The sequence below is a fragment of the Propionibacterium freudenreichii subsp. freudenreichii genome, assembly GCF_000940845.1.
Lineage (GTDB): Bacteria > Actinomycetota > Actinomycetes > Propionibacteriales > Propionibacteriaceae > Propionibacterium > Propionibacterium freudenreichii.
Window position 1 is genome coordinate 778,413 of the sequence record NZ_CP010341.1, and the last position, 17,771, is coordinate 796,183.

Below are 17,771 nucleotides of genomic sequence, written 5' to 3' on the forward strand. Positions count from 1 at the left end.
GTCCCCCTAGGCTTCCAGTGAGTGGGGTCCGGAGCGGGTAGGAGGTTCGGGGATGAGGGGAAACGAGGTGGCAACCGCTCGCGTGGCCATCGGAGCCTGCGTGGCAGCAGGTGCCTTGTCGGTTCTCGTGCTTCCGTGGATGATGTTCACGGCTGGCGACGCAAGGATCGGGGTTGTCGCGGTGGAGTGCTTGGCTGGGGTCCTCGCGATTGTCGGAGCCCAGGCCTGGATTCATGGCTCATCCCAATCGGGGGTGTAGGAGTTGGGGTCTGAAGCCGCCGGTCTCGAGCAGGCTTCGGGCGATGTAGTTGGTCAGGTTGCGGAACCCGAGTGCGGAGCCGCGCAGGTGTTCGAGCCGTCCGTTGAGCGCCTCGGTCGGCCCGTTGCTGGTGCCGGGTCGTTCGAAGTAGGCGAGCACGTCAGCGGCTCGCTTCTTCAGGGTCCGGCCCAGGGTGGTGAGCTCGGTGAGCACCTTGGGGACGCCGGCGCTGAGGTCGGTGATCAGCTTCTCCATGAGCTCGCGGCCACGTTGCCGGTCCTCGTGGCGATAGGCGGCGATCATGCGCTGGTAGACACCCCAGGTCGCCTCGACCTCGACGTGAGCGTCATCAACGAACAGCGCGCGTAGCCTGTCGCTCTGCTTGTCGGTGAGCAGGTCCGCGCCGGTGTGCAGCGTGCGCCGCGACTTGTAGAGCGGGTCGTCCCTGAACCCACGGTGCCCGTGGATCGCGAGTTGGACCCGGCGCCGGCACCTGTCGAGGGCGTCACCGGCCAGGCGCACGACGTGGAAGGGATCCATCACCGTGACCGCGTCCGGGATCTCCTCTGCAGCGGCGGTCTTGAACCCGGTGAAGCCGTCCATCGCGACCACCTCGACCGCGTCACGGAAGGCGTCGTCGCGGTCGGCGAGCCAGGTCTTGAACGCCGCCTTCGACCGGCCCTCGACCATGTCCAGCAGCCTTGCTGGGCCGGCGCCATCGCGGACCGGGGTGAGGTCGATGATCACGGTGACGTACTTGTCGCCACGCCTGGTGTGGCGCCAGACGTGCTCATCGACGCCAATGACCTTCACGCCCTCAAACCGCGTGGGGTCGTTGATCAGCAGCCGCTTGCCTTCAGCCAGGACCGCGTTGTTGGCGGTGTCCCACGCGACCCCGAGTCCCTCGGCGACACGGGCGACGGTGAGGTGTGCGACCACGATCCCTTCCAGCGCCCACCGCAGCCCGGTGCGCGAGAGCTTCGCGCGTGGCTCCGCCGCGGCGCTGGTGTCTTGGCGCCACACGTGTCCGCAGTCGGCACAGCGGTAGCGGCGCACTACAACTTCCAGCACGGTCGGTCGCCAGCCCAGCGGCTCGTGGGCCAACCGCCGGATCACGGTGTCACGAGCAGCGCCTTCGCTGCCGCACCGTCGGCACCACTGATCTGGTTCCACCACGCGGCACGCGAGGACCGCACGATCCGGTTCAAGTCGTTGTCCGGTCACGCTCAGACCGAGGCCGTCGAGTCGAGCGAAGGCGGTCAGGTCAGGGCGGCCGAAGCCGGCCGGCGGGGTAGCGTCGGACACGTCGAGGTCTTTCGGATGGATGGCGTAGGAACCTCCATCGTCGGGAGACCTCGACGTCTATCTGCGGACCGACGCGCCCGGCCGACCTACACCCTCATCTGAGAAGACCCGGATTCATTCTTCCCTGCGCCGAGGCGACGCTCATTACGGGAGGACTGTCGCTGTACCCATCTTTTGCTTGATTCTGTTTGCCGCGGTCTTCTGCCTTGCGCTGGTTTATGCGTTCAGTGACCTTCTTGCGGGGATCATTGCAGTGGTCGTGGCTACCGCCTTCGAACTGGTCCTGGTGCTTCAGTGTCGGGCTGCGCGGGCAGAGCTCTCGAGGCGCCGTTAGTCCCTCCGATGGGGGAGCGGACGCCCCGCAATGGGTGGCTGGCAGTAGCGTCCAGACCTTGAACGACTCGGGGGCGGGAACCCACAGATCAGATCTGCGCGTTCCCGCCCCCTGTGTGGTCAACGGTTCGTTCAGGGCTTCACGAGGATGCGGATCGGGTTGCCCTTGTGGTTCTTCAGGTCGTCGATGCCGCGCTCAACCTCGGACAGCGGTACCACGTCGCTGATGGATTCGGACAGGTCCAGGCGTCCGAACGAGAGCATCTCGGCAAGGATCGCGATGTCCTGGCCCTGGTAGCCGAGGTGGCCACGCACCTGCTTGCGCTGCAGGTTGAAGTCCAGGAACGGGCCGGCGTCAATGTCCTGGTCGGACAGGCCCAGCGTGACGACCTTGCCGTTGACGTCGAGCGATTCGACGGCTGCCCGCACCGTGGCCTGGATGCCGACGGCGTCGAAGGCGACGTCGATCATGCGGCCGTTGGTGACTTCCTCGATCTTCTTCATCAGGTCGGGATCATCGGAGTGGAAGGCGAAGTCGGCGCCCAGGCGCTTGGCCCGCTCCAGCACCTCGTCGTTCAGGTCAATGGCGATCAGCGGCACGGCGCCGGCGCCACGCGCCAATTGCACGAGGTGCGTGCCGACGCCGCCGACGCCCCATATGGCCACGGCATTTCCGGTGTGCACCTGGGCGGTGCGCACCACGGCGGCGTAGGGGGTGGATACTGCGTCAGCGAGCAGGGCGGCCTGATCCATGGCAACGTTGTCGGGGATCTTGGTGAGGCCCATGGCCGAGGCCACGTGGTACTGGGCCCAGGCGCCGTCGTAGGCGAAGGCCATCAGGTGCAGGTGCAGGCAGCTGGCGAAGTCGCCGCGGCGGCACTTGCGGCACACCATGCAGGGACGTCCGGCCGAGGGGATGACACGGTCGCCGACGCTCCAACCGGTGACGCCCGGTCCGAGCTTGACAATGGTGCCGCTGGCCTCGTGGCCCTGGGTGACCACCGGCAGTGACGGCGGGAAGTTGCCATTGATCAGGCTCAGGTCGGAATGACAGATGCCACAGTAGGCGACCTTCATGAGAACCTCGCCGGGTCCCGGTTCGGGGATCGGGATCTCCTCGAGGTGAATACTGTGGTCCTTCGCGTAGAAACGCTCGGCAAGCATCGTTTCAGCCATGGGGTGTGCTCCTTTGAACGGCTGTCTTTACCCTCAAAACTATCTCGCTCTGAGCGGCGACCACGACGGGGGCACCCAAAGTTCACAGAAGGGCACTCAAGTCTGACCGTGCGAGAAGGACGTGCAGCCGGGCCGGCTCATTCGGAGTCGTCGAGCCCACTCACCGCAGCCGCATGGCGATCGGCGGCGGCCACGGCGTGGTTGAAGCTGCTGGTCAGCGAGCTCAGCGCCTCGATATGGCCCTGCGTGGCCCACACCGATCCGTGCAGGCTCTCGTACCACGCGAGCTGTGGGCGATAGCGGCCCTCGTCGGTGAGCTTCTGGAACAGCGCGGTCCACTGGGCGTCGACGCCGAACACGACCGCCCAGGGCAGGCAACGGCTGAAGACATCGCCGCTGTGCTTCCAGTCGATCAACTCGGGATCGGGATCGGACAGGAACTGGCGGAAGCCCTCGGCCTGTTCCAGCACGGCGCTGCCCTGGGGGGTGCGCGAGGGGGTGAAGGGCATGATCGCCAGCACGCAGATGCCGGCGAGGATGATGCCGGCCGACCACAGGCCCAGGCCCATGAAGCCCACGAACGGGATGAGCGTCAACAACCCGAACATGCAGATGACCACACCAAAGCGGTGTGAACGGAAGCGCGCCTTGTCGGGCGGCACCCGGAACCAACCCAGCGCCCCGACCCGGCGGGCGATGGCCTCGCGGGTGGTGGTGAAGCTGCCCTTTGCCCGGCTCGCCTCACCGGTGCTGGACGTCACCCGGATGCGTCCCTTGACCTTCGGGAACAGCCGCTTGAGCACGGTGCGCTCGTAAGTGGCCAGGGTGCTGGCGTCGGTCTGGGTGCGCCGGAACGTCCAACTGGAGTCATCCTCGCGGTGCACGGTGAGGAACCCACGCACCGCCAGGTCGATCAGGGTCGCCGTGATCTGGTCGGTTTCGGTGTGGGTCTCCAGGAGGAATCCAACCTCGCCCGGCAGCGTCTGTTCGGGGGGCTCGGTGCGCAGCGGCACGCGGCGACGCCCCCCGGTGACCACGCGGGTGTCGGGCGGCGGCTTGCGATCCCCGGCGTGCGAGGAATCCCAGCGTCGGTCGCGACCCTGCGTGAGGGCATAGCCGACGGAGCCGATCAGTCCGATGAGCCCGAAGGCCAGGCCGCCGATGATGTCCACGGCAGTGAGTGGGAAGCGGTCGGCCAGGGTGCGGTGGACGGTGTAGTCCTCGCTCACATCGGTGAAGGTGCCGCTCGGGTAGGTCACGTTGATGCGCACCGCGTCGGCGGCCGCCAGGTCCCTCACCGAGGCGCTGACGCCCGAGTCGTTGCTCGTGATCGGGCACGAGCCGACCGGTTGCAGGTCGGTGGCGCACCGGCTCGACGTGGCTGCCCCCGGAGCCTCGATGGTGAAGCTGGCCTCGTTGCGCGCGAGCGTGTCGACGGCGTCCACGGCCTCCCAGGCGAGCTCATCGCCACTGTCGGTCGGGGTGACCAGCCCGTCGATCTGCAGGCTCACCCGGTAGTGCTGCACGCCCCTGATCTGGTTGGTCTGGTCGCCGATGCGGAACAGGTCGGTGTCCACCGTGCTGGTGTGGCGCACGCCGGTGGGTGCCCCGCTGGGGCTGGTGACATCGGTGATGGTGTTGGTCAGCTGGCGGAACCGGGGCCGGCCCTGGGCGGGGGGCACCTCCACCCGACGCGGAAACGACAGTGCCGGTCCGGCAGAGCTTCCGTTCCCGGTGTCGAAGGTGGCGTCGATCACCACGGTTGCCACGCCCTGTGCGTCCAGTGAAAGCGTCTCGTCGTAGCGGGTGAACACCGGTTGGTCGGTCTGGGCACGGGCCGGCGTGCCGGGGCCGAGGGCCACCCACAGGGTCGCCATCATGGCGCCGAGCAGTAGCACCACGGCACCGTGAACCCCGCGGCGCATCCCGGAGGGTCCGCCGCGTGGCCGGCCCGACGACAAGTGCAACACTCTGGCAGGCTATCGCGAGCTTCCGGGGCCCAGCGGGCAATGCGCCTGACCCGCAGTGCGCCGGCGTCGGTCGCCCCCGGCGCAGGGTTGCGTCGCCGGGGCAGGGTCGTTGGCCCGAAGGCGGTGTTGCGTCGACGACGGCAGGTGCGGGCACGTCCGTGCGTATCCGCCGGCAGGTGCGCGTGCGGGCATCTCAGCAGGCCCATGGGGGCTCGTCCCCGGGGGTCGCGTGCGGTAAGAAAGGGGTAGAGCTCAGGAGGCCATGGATGACAACGAGCGTCGACCCCGATCACGGCACGACCACTTCTGCACGACCGACCGCGTCCGCGGGGCAACATCGCGAAACCATGGACGGCAATGAAGCCGCCGCCCGTGTCGCCCACGCGTTCAGCGAGGTGATCGCGGTCTACCCGATCACCCCGAGCTCCGCGATGGCCGAGAGCTGTGATGCGTGGAGCGCCGCCGGGCGCACCAACCTGTGGGGTGGCGTGCCCCAGGTGGTGGAGATGCAGTCGGAGGCCGGCGCGGCCGGTGCCCTGCACGGCGCCGTGACCAAGGGTGTGCTCGGCACCACGTTCACGGCCTCACAAGGCCTTTTGCTCATGATCCCGAATATGTACAAGATCGCCGGCGAGCTGACTCCGGCGGTGATCCACGTCGCGGCGCGCGCGGTTGCCACCCATGCGCTGTCGATCTTCGGCGACCACTCCGATGTGATGGCCGTGCGCCAGACCGGTTGGGGCATGCTCGCCTCGGCATCGGTGCAGGAGGCCCACGACCTGGCGGCGGTGGCCCATGCGGCCACGTTGCGCACCCGGGTGCCCTTCGTCCACTTCTTCGATGGTTTCCGCACCAGCCACGAGGTGAACACGATCGAGACCCTCACCCGTGATGACCTGACGGCACTCGTCCGCGAAGACGATGTTTCCGCTCATCGCGAACGCGGCCTGACCCCGGACGCGCCGATGTTGCGCGGCACCGCCCAGAACCCGGACGTCTTCTTCCAGGCCCGCGAGGCCGCCAACCCCTTCTACGACGTCACCCCCTCGGTGGTGCAGGAGGTGATGGACGAGCTGGCCGAGCGCAGTGGACGCCAGTACCACCTGGTCGACTACCACGGTGCGCCGGACGCCGATCGCGTCATCGTGATCATGGGTTCGGGTGGCGACACGGCCCGTGAGACCGTCGACGCCCTCAACGCGGCCGGGCAGAAGCTCGGCGTGCTGCAGGTGCGCCTGTTCCGTCCCTTCCCCACCGAGCAACTCGCGGCGGCGCTGCCCACCTCGGTGCGCCACATCGCCGTGCTCGACCGCACCAAGGAGCCCGGCTCGGCCGGGGAGCCCCTGCTGGCCGATGTGATCACCGCGCTGGCCGATGAGGCCGACCACTTCGATGCCGGCATGCCGAAGTTCACCGGCGGACGCTATGGCCTGAGCTCCAAGGAGTTCACCCCCGCCATGGTCAAGGCCGTCTTCGACGACCTGGCCACGCCCGCTCCGCATCGTCGCTTCACCGTGGGCATCAACGATGACGTCTCGCACCTGTCGCTGCCGGTGGACGACTCCTTCACCATCGACCATCCCGGCCTGACCGCCGTCTTCTACGGGTTGGGTTCCGACGGCACCGTCGGGGCGTCCAAGAACTCGGTGAAGATCATCGCGGCCGATGGCCGCTACGGCCAGGGCTATTTCGTCTATGACTCGCGCAAGTCGGGGGCCACCACGGTGAGCCACCTGCGCTTCGGCGACAAGCCGATCGACGCGCCCTATCTGATCGATGCGGCCGACTTCGTGGCGGTGCACCAGTTCGAGCTGCTCGAGAAGATGCCCACCCTCGACCTGGCCAAGCCGGGCGCGAAGGTGCTCATCAACTCGCCGTTCGGCGCCGATTCCTGGGCGCACCTGCCAGTGGAGATCCAGCAGATCATCCTCGACCGCAAGCTCGACGTCTGGGTGATCGACGCCACCGCGATCGCCATCAAGACCAAGCTGGGGCACCGCATCAACACGATCATGCAGCCCTGCTACTTCTACCTGTCGGGTGTGGTCGACCAGGCCGAGGCGATCCCGCGCATCAAGGAGAGCATCGACAAGACCTACGGCCGGCGCGGCCGGGTGATCGTCGAGCGGAACTTCGCCGCCGTCGACGCCGCCATCGAGGCGCTGAGCCACCTGGAGGTGCCCGCCGGCGTGGTCGGCGACCAGCACCGCATGGCGCCACTGCCCGACGCGGCACCCGACTTCGTCAAGCGCGTCACCGGCGCGATGCTGCGCGGCGAGGGCGACGCCCTGCCGGTCAGTGCGCTGCCCGTTGACGGCACGTGGCCGATCGCCACGAGCAAGTACGAGAAGCGTGGCATCGCCACCGACATCCCGATCTGGGACGAGAGCCTGTGCATCGACTGCGGCAAGTGCGCCATCACCTGCCCGCATGCGGCAATCCGCATCAAGGTGGCCCCCGAGGCCGAGTTCGCCGACGCCCCCCAGGGCTTCAAGTCGAAGAACTACCGCGACCGCAAGCTCGCCGGCCATCGCCTGGTGGTGCAGGTGGCCCCCGATGACTGCACCGGTTGCGGCATCTGCGTGGACGTCTGCCCGGCCAAGTCGAAGACCGAGGTGAAGCACAAGTCGCTCAACATGGAGCCGCGCCGTGAGCACCTCGAGACGGAGCGCGCCAACTTCGACTTCTTCCTGGGGCTTCCCGAGATCGACCGTTCGAAGGTACGTCACGACCAGGTGAAGGGCGTGGCCCAGTTGCAGCCGCTCTTCGAGTTCTCGCTGGCCTGCTCCGGCTGCGGCGAGACGCCCTACATCAGGACGCTCACCCAGCTGTTCGGCGACCGGATGCTCATCGCCAATGCGACTGGCTGCTCGTCGATCTACGGCGGCAACCTGCCGACGGCCCCCTACGCCACCAATGCGGCCGGACGGGGCCCGGCGTGGAGCAACTCCCTGTTCGAGGACAACGCCGAGTTCGGCCTGGGCATGCGCCTGGGCTGGGAACAGCAGAACGCCGAGGCACGACGCCTGCTGGAACATGTCGGGGGATTGGACGCCGACCTGGTGGGCGAGCTGCTGGGCGCCGATCAGCATGACGAGCCCGGAATCGACGCCCAGCGCGAGCGCGTGACGCGCTTGAAGGAGGCCCTGGCCGACCGTTCCGACGCGACGGCGCAGCGGCTGGCAACCCTGGCCGACGAATTGGTCGAGAAGTCGGTGTGGATCATCGGCGGCGACGGTTGGGCCTACGACATCGGCTCGGGCGGACTGGACCATGTGCTCGGCTCGGGGCACAACGTCAATGTGCTCGTGCTCGACACCGAGGTGTACTCCAACACCGGCGGGCAGGCGTCCAAGGCGACGCCCCGCGCGGCGGCGGCAAAGTTCGCCCCCCACGGCAAGGCGAGCGCCAAGAAGGACCTCGGCATGATCGCCCAGGCCTATGGCGACGTCTATGTGGCGCAGGTGGCCATCGGGGCCAACCAGCAGCAGACCGTGCGCGCCCTGTCCGAGGCGCAGGCATGGGACGGGCCGAGCCTGATCATCGCCTACTCCACCTGCATCGCCCACGGCATCGACATGGAGACGTCGATGACCCACCAGGGCGATGCGGTGCGCACCGGATACTGGCCGCTGTACCGCTTCCGTCCCAGCGAGGATGCCGATGCGGTGCCCCTGCACATGGACTCCAGGGCGCCGATGGGCAAGGTCGCCGACTTCATGGGCAGCGAGGCGCGCTTCGCGATGCTGCAGCGGGCCTATCCCGACCGGGCCCGTGAGCTGGGTGACCTGGCCCAGGCCGATGCCGACGAGCGTTGGCGCTACTACAGCCAGCTGGCCGGCGTCACCCGCGTGCTGCCCGCCGAGCGGGAGGGTGCTGCCGACGACGACCAGCCGGTCACCTCGCCAACTCCTGAGCCCGGTGGCACCGTGACGCCCCCGTCGGGCGATTCGGGAGCCGCGGGCACGACGAAAGCAGGGGAGTGAGCCATGACCACCAACGTCGACATCTCCACCAACTACCTGGGCCTGGAGCTGAAGTGTCCGGTGATCTCATCGGCCAGTCCGCTCAATGCCCACGTCGACAAGCTGCGTGCCATCGAGGCCGCAGGAGCCGGAGCCGTGGTGCTGCCGAGCCTGTTCGCCGAGGAGGCGGAGGACGAGGAGCTGGAGGCTGCCGGGTTGCTCGACAGCGGTGACGAGTTCGCCGAGTTCGCCTCCTCGCCGCTCGTCGAGGTGGACCAGGGCGACCAGGGCACCAACCGTCACGTGTTGCTCGTGCAGCAGGCCAAGCAGGCGCTCACCATCCCGGTGATCGCCTCGGTGAACGGCTCGCACCCGGGCAACTGGTCGGGCTACGCGGGCATGCTCGCCCGTGCCGGCGCCGACGCCATCGAGCTCAACCTGTACAACGTCGCGGCCGACCCCGGGCAGTCGCCCGAGGCGGTCGAGGACGACTACCTGACGATCATCACCGATGTGAAGAAGGCCATCGGCGACCTGCCGTTGGCGGTGAAGGTCTCCCCGTTCATCAGCTCGGTGGCCCACTTCGCCCCGCGGGCGTTGCAGGCCGGTGCCCGTGCGGTGGTGCTGTTCAACCGCTTCTACGGCCCCGACCTCGACCTTGAGGCGTTGTCGGTGCATCCGACATTGGCGCTGTCGACCTCAGCCGAGTTGCCGTTGCGCCTGCGCTGGGCGGGCATCCTGTCGGCCCAGGTGCCGGACCTGCAGATCGCGATCACCGGTGGCGTGCACAGCGGCGCCGATGTGATCAAGTCGCTGCTCGTGGGGGCCACCGTGGCCTGCACCACCTCGGCGGTGCTCAGCCGGGGGCCGGCGGAGATCTCGCAGATGGTTGCCGACATGCGCCAGTGGCTGGCCAGCCACGACTACGAGTCGGTGGACCAGCTGCGCGGTTCGATGAATGCCTCGTCGGTGGACGACCCGGAGGCCTTCGAGCGCGCCCAGTACATGCAGATCCTGCACAGCTGGAACTGACGACCACCCGACCGGAGCCGGGACCGATCAGCGCAACTCCCACTCGTCGAGCACCCGGCAATGGTCGGACTCGTACCAGCACAGCTGGATGCGGTCGGCGCGGCAGTGGGCGGGCACCAGCTTGCCCAACAGCGCGCGCGTCGACTGCACGCTCACCTGTGGTGAGAGTCGGTCCAGGCTCAGGTGGGGCACCGGTGCCGGGTGGCCGTAGCCGCGCACCTCGGGAAAGGCCTCGACGGCGCGGCCGATCGCGTCCCGCAGTGGCGCGTCGGGCTCGGGGCGTAGGTGAATGAGCCCATCGGGGAACACGCCCAGCTGCGACAATTCGAAGTCAAAGGGATGCAGGGCGTCCACGATCGGGGCGATGCGGGAACGCTCGGGCACCGCCATGAACGGCGCGAGCACCGTGATGTGCGCCTGGAAGAACCGCGGGTCGTCGCTGAGGAACGAGCGGTCGTAGAACCGTGTGCGTTCGCGGGCGAAGGGTTCCAGCTCGGGCACCGGCACCAACAGGACGGCATGGCCGCGCCACTGGGGGTCCATGCTCGCCAGCGGGTCGACGTCCGCCAAGTTCCCGACGTCCGCACTGCTTGTGGCGTCCGCACGGGGACGCCACCCCGGCTCAGGCGTCGGTGATCTCACAGAGCACATCACCGCTGGCGACGGCGGTGCCGGCGGCCACCAGGTTGTGCACCACACCGGAACGGTGGGCAGCGATGGGCTGCTCCATCTTCATGGCCTCGAGCACCAGCACGGTCTCACCCTCGTCGACGTGCTGGCCCTCCTGCACCGACGTCTTGACGATGGTGCCCTGCATGGGTGCGGTGAGCGCGTCGCCACTGACCTCGGCGATCTTCCCGCCGCCGCGACCACGCTTGGTGGGCTTGCGCAACTTGGACGACTTGGCGGGCCCGGCCTGCAGGCCTGCCGGAAGTGTCACCTCGAGGCGGCGGCCATTGACCTCCACCACGACGCTCTGGCGCTCAACCGGCTCCTCGGCCACGCCCAGATCGCCGGCGTAGGGCTCGATGTGGTTGTCGAATTCGGTTTCGATCCAGTCGGTGAACACGGCGAACTTGCCGTCCTCGGCGGTGAAGGCCGGATCGCGCACCACGGCCCGGTCGAAGGGCACCACGGTGGGCATGCCCTCCACGACCAGCTCGTCGAGCGCACGCCGCGCACGTTCCAGGGCCTCAACGCGGTCGGCGCCGTAGACCACCAGCTTCGCGACGAGTGAGTCGAAGGCGCCCGGCACGCTCATGCCGGCGTGGTAGCCCTCGTCCATGCGCACCCCGGACCCGCACGGCGGCTGGAACTTGGTGAGGGTGCCGGGGGCGGGCATGAAGTTGCGTCCCGGGTCCTCGGCGTTGATGCGGAATTCGAAGCTGTGGCCCTCAAGGCGGGGATCGGGGTAGTCGAGGTGGCCGCCGCAGGCGATACGGAACTGCTCGCGCACCAGGTCGACGCCGCTGACCTGCTCGGTCACCGGGTGCTCCACCTGCAGGCGGGTGTTCACCTCGAGGAAGCTGATCGTGCCGTCCAGGCCGACGAGGAACTCACAGGTGGCGGCGCTGACATAGCCGGCCTCCTTGAGGATCGCCTTCGACGACGAATAGAGCTGGTCGAGCTGATCGTCGCTGAGGAAGGGCGCCGGTGCCTCCTCGACGAGCTTCTGGTGGCGGCGCTGCAATGAGCAGTCGCGGCTGGACACCACGACGACGTTGCCGTATTCGTCGGCCAGGCACTGGGTCTCCACGTGGCGGGGACGATCGAGGTAGCGCTCCACGAAGCATTCGCCGCGTCCGAAGGCCGTGATCGCCTCGCGGGTGGCGGATTCGAACTTCGCCGGGATCTCCTCCAGCGTGCGGGCCACCTTGAGGCCGCGGCCGCCGCCGCCGAATGCGGCCTTGATGGCAATCGGCAGCCCGTGTGTCTTGGCGAATTCGATGATCTCATCGGCATTCTTGACCGGATCAGTGGTGCCGGGCACCTGCGGGGCGCCGACCTTCTGGGCGATGTGGCGCGCCGTCACCTTGTCACCGAGGGATTCGATCGCTGCGGGCGGGGGCCCGATCCACACCATGCCGGCGTCCACGACGGCCTGCGCGAAGTTCGAGTTCTCGGACAGGAAGCCATACCCGGGGTGCACCGCGTCGGCGCCGGAGCGCTTCGCGATGGCGATGATCTTGTCGATGTCCAGATAGGTCTCGGCCGGTGTGGCGCCGTTGAGCGCGAACGCCTCGTCGGCCATCTCGACGAACAGCGACGCAGAGTCGGCGTCGGCGTAGATGGCCACGCTTTCCAGCCCGGCATCCCTGGCGCCACGGATGATCCGCACCGCGATCTCGCCACGATTGGCAATGAGCACCTTCGTGATGGTGCGAGTGGTGTCGACAGCGACCACAATTCCTCCTGAAGCAACCCCGTTGGGTTCCCCAAGGAGTCTAGGACACCGGGCCCCTCACGGGGCGTCGCCCCGCGCCGTCGAGATTGCCGGCGCCGGCATTTCCAGTTCCGGGATCCACGATGGGCAGGCCTCCGGCGTCGCCGGGGGTGGGGTCAGTGACGTCGCTGGCAGCGTCCGCACCAGAACAGGTGGCGTCCCTCAAGGGTGGTCTCGTGGATCGGCGAGCCGCACACCAGGCATGGCTGGTCGGCGCGACGGTAGACATAGACCTCGCCCCCATGGGCGTCGACGCGCGGCGGGCGCCCCAGCGCCTCGGGGGTGTGTTCGGGATAGACGGTGTCGATGCGCCCGTCACGGACCCCCAGGCGCATCAGCTGCACGAGGTCGTTCCACATCAGGTCGAAGCTCGCCCGGTGGAGCTTGTTGCCGGGGCACTGGGGGTCAATGCGATGACGGAACAGCACCTCGGCCCGGTAGATGTTGCCGACGCCGGCGAAGATCGCCTGGTTCATCAGCAGCGACGCGATGGGCTTGCCCGAGCGGTGCACCTTCGTCCAGGCCCGTTCGGGATCGGAGTCGCTGCGCAGCGGGTCGGCGCCCAACTTCTTGGTGGCGGCCGCCTCCTCGTCCTCGGAGATGAGCCGGCAGATCTGGGGCCCGCGCAGGTCTGCGGCCCAGGTGCCGTCATTGATGCGCACGCGCACCTGGCCCACCGGCGGCGCCAGCTCGGTGAACGACAGCTTGCCGATGAGCCCCAGGTGGATGTGCACGATGGGATCGGCAATCGGTGCGTCGAAGCGCACGAACAGGTGCTTGCCCCATGCCTGGGCCTGCACCAGGGTGCTGCCATCGATCAGTGCGGCCGACTCGGCGAAGCGGCCCTGCGGGGAGCTCACCTGCACCTGTTCGTCGGCGAACAGCTCATTGAATCGTGCGGCAAGTCCGTGCAGTACGTGTCCCTCAGGCATGTCTTCAGGTTTACCTGACCGGACAACTGTCCACCGAAATGAGGATGGCACCGGTGGGGTCCGTCGGTTCCTGTCACCGTGGCGTCCACGGGTTCCGGCCCGGGGGAGGACCGGAACCCGCATGGTGGACGAGATGGCGCGCGGGCTGGGTCACGAGCGAGGTTCGGAGCTGCGCCGACGGCTGAGGTTGAACACCACGTAGGCCGTGTTGATAAGTGCACCCACCACCGGCAGTGCGACGGCAACTACCAGCATGAGGACCATGTGGATCCGACTCACTGGATACCTGTAGCAGAACCACACCGAAAGCAGAACGGACAAGGCCCATCCGCAAAGAATCGCGACTTCTCCCACGGATAGACTCATGATTCTGGCTCCTCATTTCTGGAAAGATTCATATTTTCCTGGGGGGATGGGAGATGTGCAACCGGGGGTCACGGCTCCAGTGTCTGACGCTGTCGGCCCAGGCGTCAAGGAATTCCAAGAGACTTGGCGGGATGCGGCGACGCCCGAGGGAGGCCGGAGGTGGATTCAAAGGGAATTGCTCTAATTCTCACGGGAGAATGAACGGCATCGCATGGGGCGTGGAGGGCCGTGAGCGTTCGGCAGGCGGGCCATTTCCAGCCCCAGCACCTACGCTGGTGGCATGCAAGCGAGTCATCCGTCCCGCAGTACGCGTTGGTGCGCGCTGATCGCCGGATGCCTGGGGTCCGCCCTGGTGCTCAGCGCCTGCTCGGCCGGATCGGGTGGCTCCACGGCCCCGGCCTCCTCAAGCCGGGCCGCTTCCGCAGTGGCTTCGCCCATCTCGCAGGCACCGTCGGTCGACCCGTCGTCCCTGGGTGGGGTGACGCTGGCCTCCCTGGGCTTCGTCAATGGTCCGCAGGGCTTTCGCGTGCCCGATGGCCTCGAACAACGTCAACGGGTTGACCAGACGAATGTGGTCACCCTCGTGGTGCCCGGTTCGCAGGGCCAACAGCTCTACGACTACCTGCGCAACGCCCTCAGCTCGCTGGGATTCACCCTCACCGCCGGGAGCGGGGACTCCCTGATCTTTGATGCACCCGGCTGGGAAGGTGCGTTCACCATGGACGACCAGCTGGCCGGCCTCACGCTGCGTCACCTCTGACGAGGTCGGCCCCAGAGCTTGGCCTTGACCCCGGCTCCAACAACCGGCCGGCAGGGCGCGTCGAAGCAGCCCGGACCACCAGCAACCGCGTCAGGCGTATTCGGGGTAGCGACCCGCCAGCACGACCTCGCGCGGGTTCTCCACGGCCACCCGGATGCGGCGCACCACCACCGGATCAATGTCGGCCGGCAGCGTGTCCACGCCGAACCAGCGCACTGCAGTGTTCTCCCGGTCGCCGGTGCCGGCCCGTCCACCGGTGACATGGCACCGGAAGACATGGTCGACGAAGGAGCACACGTCGCCGTTGGGATAGCGGATCGGGCCGAGCACGCCGGTCATCACCAGCCGCTCCACCTCCACGGCGAGCTCGGTCTCCTCGAGGCATTCGCGCACCGCGGTCTCCTCGGGGGCCTCGCCGGGCTCGACGATGCCGTCAATGGACGACCACCGGCCCGAATCAGACCGCTTGCCGAGCAGCACCTGCTGGCCGGTGTCACCCGGGCGCAGCACGATGGCCGACGCGCCGATCAGCCACAGGGGATCATGCCCGATCGCTGCGCGCAGTCGCAGGACGAAGTCGGGAGTGGTCATGGCCTATTCGCCCCGGTCGGCCGGTGCCCCGGGACCCTGCGGTGAGCCGGACTCGGCCGGTACGCCGGGTTTCGTGGCGGCGATGGCGCCGTGGCGTTCCTGCCACGCCTCACTCAGCGGGCGGTCCCACAGGCTGAACCAACTCACTCCCAGGTCGAGCAGCATCTGGCGCACCAGCGGCAACGAGATGCCCACGACATTGTGCGGATCGCCGTGCACGCCCATGACGAAGGGCCCACCCAGGGAGTCAATGGTGAAGCCGCCGGCCACGTTCTGTGGTTCGCCGGTGGCGGCATAGTCGGCGATCTCGGCATCCGTCAGGTCGGCGAAGTCGACGATCGTGGTGGCCACCCGCGTCTGCTCGTGTGCCATGCCATCGCGCAGCACGGCCACATAGTGGCCGGTGTGGATCACGCCCTGGCGCGAACGCATGCGGTACCAGCGCATCACGGCCTTCTCGGCGGTGCCGGGCTTGCCGACGATATTGCCCTCGATCTCGAGCATGGTGTCGCAGGCCAGCAGCACGACCGGTTCGTCCAGCAAGCCGCGTTCACGCAGCTGGCGGCGCACCGAGTTGCCCTTCTGCTCGGCCAGGCGGGCGGTGAGCTCGTCGATGCCCTCATCCATGTGGGCCGTCTCGTCGATGTCGGGGGAGATGGCGATCGGTCGCAGGCCGGCGGAGTGCAGGGTGGCAAGCCGGGCGGGGGATGACGAACCGAGAACCAGTTTCACGTCTTCAGCCTACTGTTCGCCCTATGCACCCGACATCGGGACGCGACCGCTCAGCGCAGGCTGCCCCGCCAGCCCTCGTGGGCCGGGATGAGCGGCTGGCGCACCACCCGCCAGTAGGACTTCCAACCGCTGGGCACCTGACGGTCCTCGTTCTCATAGGGACCCGACTCGGCCGTGAGCGCGGCCAGCACGGCCGCCACGGCACCGAGTTCCTCGTCGGTGGGGTCGCCCTTGACCACCAGCGGCGCGCTGGGCGCCGACAACGGGCCCGACGGCCATCCGCCACCACTGGGGTGGCCCGACATGGTGCTCACAGCGGGATGTTCCCGTGCTTCTTGGGCGGCAGCGCCTCACGCTTGGTGCGCAGCAGCCGCAGGAAGCGGATCACCTGCGAGCGGGTCTCATGGGGATAGATCACCTGGTCCACGTAGCCGCGTTCGGCAGCCACATAGGGGTTCGACATCTCCTCCTCGTACTCGCCCATCAGGCGCTCACGCTCGGCATCGGGATCGTCGGCCTCCGCCAGCTCCTTGCGGTACAGGATGTTGACGGCGCCCGAGGCACCCATCACCGCGATCTGTGCGGTGGGCCAGGCCAGGTTGACGTCGGCACCGAGGTGCTTGGAGCCCATCACGATGTAGGCGCCGCCATAGGCCTTGCGGGTGATCACCGTCATCTTCGGCACGGTGGCCTCGGCATAGGCGTAGATCAACTTCGCGCCGCGGTGGATGATGCCGTTGTGCTCCTGGTCGACGCCGGGCAGGAAGCCGGGCACGTCGACGAAGGTGAGGATCGGGATGTTGAAGGCGTCGCAGGTGCGCACGAAGCGGGCGGCCTTCTCGCTGGCCTTGATGTCGAGCACGCCGGCCAGCTGCGAGGGCTGGTTGGCCACCACGCCGATGCTGCGTCCCTCGACGCGACCGAAGCCGCACACGATGTTGGGCGCGTACATGCCCATCACCTCGAGGAACTCGTCATCGTCCAGCACGGTGCGGATGATCTCGGACATGTCATAGGAGTGCGAGGCGTCGTCGGGGATCAGGGCATCCAGCGTGCGGTCATGGTCGTTGATCGGCACGTCCACGTCATCGGGGAAGTCATAGACCGGGGGATCCTCGAGGTTGTTCTGCGGCAGGTAGCTCACCAGGTCGCGCACATATTCGATGGCATCGGCCTCGTCGGCGGCCAGGTAGTGGGCATTGCCCGCAATGGCGTTGTGGGTGCGTCCGCCGCCCAACTCCTCCATCGAGACGTCCTCGCCGGTGACCGTCTTGATCACTTCGGGGCCGGTGATGAACATCTGGCTGGTCTGGTCGACCATCACCACGAAGTCGGTCAGCGCGGGGGAGTAGACGTGCCCGCCGGCTGCGGCACCCATGATGAGGCTGATCTGGGGGATGACGCCCGACGCCATCGTGTTGCGGCGGAAGATCTCGCCGTACATCCCCAGGGAGACCACCCCCTCCTGGATGCGGGCCCCGCCGCCCTCGTTCATGCCGATCAGCGGTACGCCGGTCTTCACGGCGAAGTCGATGATCTTGCAGATCTTCTCGCCGTACACCTGTCCGAGCGAACCGCCGAAGATGCCGACGTCCTGACTGAACACGCAGACCGGACGCTCATGGATGGCTCCCACGCCGATGATCACGCCATCGCCATAGGGTCGACGCTTTTCCATGCCGAACTTGGTGCTGCGGTGCCGCCCGAATTCGTCCATTTCGGTGAAGGTGCCCTCGTCGAGCAGGGTGAGCACCCGTTCACGAGCGGTCATCTTGCCGCGAGCATGCTGCTTGTCGACGCTGGTTGCCGACGCGGCGTGGACTGCCTTGTCGATCCGGTCGCCGAGATCAGCGAGCTTGCCGGCGGTAGTACGGAGATTCGCCATAGGGGGAACCTTAGTCGTGCCG

General features: G+C 67.7%; 13 protein-coding genes. 3 read left to right on the forward strand and 10 right to left on the reverse strand.

The window, feature by feature from the left end:
- Nucleotides 1-238: 238 nt before the first annotated feature.
- The 3 genes from RM25_RS03280 to RM25_RS03290 all read right to left on the reverse strand — a co-directional run bounded on the left by RM25_RS03280 (nucleotide 239) and on the right by RM25_RS03290 (nucleotide 5,043).
- Nucleotides 239-1,564, reverse strand: coding sequence for an ISL3-like element ISPfr2 family transposase (locus RM25_RS03280; RefSeq protein WP_026138135.1), 1,326 nt, complete (start codon nucleotides 1,562-1,564; stop codon nucleotides 239-241).
- Nucleotides 1,565-2,029: 465 nt separating this feature from the next.
- A complete protein-coding gene (locus tag RM25_RS03285) occupies nucleotides 2,030-3,073 on the reverse strand; it encodes a zinc-binding dehydrogenase (protein WP_044636050.1) in 1,044 nt (347 codons plus the stop codon).
- Nucleotides 3,074-3,210: 137 nt separating this feature from the next.
- Nucleotides 3,211-5,043, reverse strand: coding sequence for a DUF2207 domain-containing protein (locus RM25_RS03290; protein WP_144406035.1), 1,833 nt, complete (start codon nucleotides 5,041-5,043; stop codon nucleotides 3,211-3,213).
- A 347-nt stretch (nucleotides 5,044-5,390) separates the two neighbouring features.
- On the opposite strand from RM25_RS03290, the gene nifJ reads away from it, so the two are divergent.
- Together nifJ and RM25_RS03300 are read left to right on the forward strand one after the other, a co-directional pair.
- A complete protein-coding gene (gene nifJ, locus RM25_RS03295) occupies nucleotides 5,391-9,029 on the forward strand; it encodes a pyruvate:ferredoxin (flavodoxin) oxidoreductase (protein ID WP_172664100.1) in 3,639 nt (1,212 codons plus the stop codon).
- A gap of 3 nt (nucleotides 9,030-9,032) precedes the next feature.
- Nucleotides 9,033-10,040 carry a dihydroorotate dehydrogenase-like protein gene (locus RM25_RS03300; RefSeq protein ID WP_036939518.1) on the forward strand — a complete coding sequence of 336 codons (1,008 nt, stop codon included), beginning with the start codon at nucleotides 9,033-9,035 and terminating at the stop codon, nucleotides 10,038-10,040.
- 27 nt (nucleotides 10,041-10,067) lie between these two features.
- On the opposite strand, the gene RM25_RS03305 is transcribed toward RM25_RS03300, so the two are convergent.
- The 3 genes from RM25_RS03305 to RM25_RS03315 form a co-directional block, all read right to left on the reverse strand.
- Complete coding sequence (locus RM25_RS03305; RefSeq protein ID WP_013160626.1) at nucleotides 10,068-10,610, reverse strand: 2'-5' RNA ligase family protein; 543 nt, start codon at nucleotides 10,608-10,610, stop codon at nucleotides 10,068-10,070.
- 52 nt (nucleotides 10,611-10,662) lie between these two features.
- Nucleotides 10,663-12,444: an acetyl/propionyl/methylcrotonyl-CoA carboxylase subunit alpha gene (locus tag RM25_RS03310; RefSeq protein ID WP_013160627.1), complete on the reverse strand. Its 1,782-nt coding sequence runs from the start codon at nucleotides 12,442-12,444 to the stop codon at nucleotides 10,663-10,665.
- 155 nt (nucleotides 12,445-12,599) lie between these two features.
- On the reverse strand, nucleotides 12,600-13,415 hold the full coding sequence (locus tag RM25_RS03315) for an Fpg/Nei family DNA glycosylase (RefSeq protein ID WP_044636052.1): 816 nt from the start codon (nucleotides 13,413-13,415) through the stop codon (nucleotides 12,600-12,602).
- A 646-nt stretch (nucleotides 13,416-14,061) separates the two neighbouring features.
- On the opposite strand from RM25_RS03315, the gene RM25_RS12555 reads away from it, so the two are divergent.
- Nucleotides 14,062-14,541, forward strand: coding sequence for a hypothetical protein (locus RM25_RS12555; protein ID WP_144406036.1), 480 nt, complete (start codon nucleotides 14,062-14,064; stop codon nucleotides 14,539-14,541).
- Nucleotides 14,542-14,631: 90 nt separating this feature from the next.
- On the opposite strand, the gene RM25_RS03325 is transcribed toward RM25_RS12555, so the two are convergent.
- Genes RM25_RS03325 through RM25_RS03340 form a run of 4 tightly spaced genes read right to left on the reverse strand, consistent with a single transcriptional unit; the run spans nucleotide 14,632 to nucleotide 17,749 of the window.
- Nucleotides 14,632-15,132: an NUDIX hydrolase gene (locus tag RM25_RS03325; RefSeq protein ID WP_013160631.1), complete on the reverse strand. Its 501-nt coding sequence runs from the start codon at nucleotides 15,130-15,132 to the stop codon at nucleotides 14,632-14,634.
- A 3-nt stretch (nucleotides 15,133-15,135) separates the two neighbouring features.
- Nucleotides 15,136-15,864 carry a Maf family protein gene (locus RM25_RS03330; protein WP_013160632.1) on the reverse strand — a complete coding sequence of 243 codons (729 nt, stop codon included), beginning with the start codon at nucleotides 15,862-15,864 and terminating at the stop codon, nucleotides 15,136-15,138.
- Nucleotides 15,865-15,914: 50 nt separating this feature from the next.
- Nucleotides 15,915-16,127 carry an acyl-CoA carboxylase subunit epsilon gene (locus tag RM25_RS03335; protein WP_036939881.1) on the reverse strand — a complete coding sequence of 71 codons (213 nt, stop codon included), beginning with the start codon at nucleotides 16,125-16,127 and terminating at the stop codon, nucleotides 15,915-15,917.
- Between the two features lie 47 nt (nucleotides 16,128-16,174).
- Complete coding sequence (locus RM25_RS03340) at nucleotides 16,175-17,749, reverse strand: acyl-CoA carboxylase subunit beta (protein WP_013160634.1); 1,575 nt, start codon at nucleotides 17,747-17,749, stop codon at nucleotides 16,175-16,177.
- Nucleotides 17,750-17,771 lie beyond the last annotated feature (22 nt).

Excerpts from the sequence above, each read along its gene's own strand:
- RM25_RS03285 (WP_044636050.1), bottom strand. The coding sequence starts at position 3,073 with ATGGCTGAAACGATGCTTGCCGAGCGTTTCTACGCGAAGGACCACAGT.
- RM25_RS03340 (WP_013160634.1), bottom strand. The coding sequence starts at position 17,749 with ATGGCGAATCTCCGTACTACCGCCGGCAAGCTCGCTGATCTCGGCGAC.
- RM25_RS12555 (WP_144406036.1), top strand. The coding sequence starts at position 14,062 with ATGCAAGCGAGTCATCCGTCCCGCAGTACGCGTTGGTGCGCGCTGATC.
- RM25_RS03315 (WP_044636052.1), bottom strand. The coding sequence starts at position 13,415 with ATGCCTGAGGGACACGTACTGCACGGACTTGCCGCACGATTCAATGAG.
- nifJ (WP_172664100.1), top strand. The coding sequence starts at position 5,391 with ATGGACGGCAATGAAGCCGCCGCCCGTGTCGCCCACGCGTTCAGCGAG.
- RM25_RS03325 (WP_013160631.1), bottom strand. The coding sequence starts at position 15,132 with ATGACCACTCCCGACTTCGTCCTGCGACTGCGCGCAGCGATCGGGCAT.
- RM25_RS03300 (WP_036939518.1), top strand. The coding sequence starts at position 9,033 with ATGACCACCAACGTCGACATCTCCACCAACTACCTGGGCCTGGAGCTG.